The organism is Bacillus sp. sid0103 (genome assembly GCF_019219025.1).
This window is the reverse complement of sequence record NZ_JAHUWN010000115.1, coordinates 1-442: the sequence shown is the minus strand read 5'-3', so window position 1 is coordinate 442 and position 442 is coordinate 1. Positions and strand designations below refer to the sequence as shown.

The following is a 442-nucleotide window of genomic DNA, read 5'->3' as shown; positions in this document are numbered from 1 at the left end:
GCTTATCTATGACTTGCTACCTGCCGATGTGCAGACGGCATTGTATTACTTGACCATTAAAACAAAAAACAAAAAAGGGGATCGAAATAAATGAGCAAAATGAGCAAAGCACATGAACTTGTTGGTAAAGCACGTGAGATAAAAGGAAGCAGGGTAGTATTTTTACGTGAAGTAGCTACGTCTCTTCGTCCGGAAATTAATAAGATTAAAAACGACAATATGTTGTCCGCGGACGGTAAAATCGCCAAGGTAAAAGAGTTAAAAGAGCAGGCATCTAAGAAGTTTATGACCGAAGTTGCCTTAAGAAAGCAAGCATATCAGCTTTACTTAACTAATGCTAAGAAACTAGCGAAGGAAACAATCGAGAAGAGTTTCGTATCAGCGGATGAAGCAACTCGCGCAAAGTTTAGCCGTGATTTTTCGGAATTGAGGTTTAAAATGG

General features: G+C 39.1%; 1 protein-coding gene. It reads left to right on the top strand.

What is annotated here, in order from left to right:
• Nucleotides 1-90: 90 nt before the first annotated feature.
• On the top strand, nt 91-442 hold a 352-nt coding region (locus KW850_RS32730; RefSeq protein WP_218351732.1), incomplete at its 3' end, for a hypothetical protein.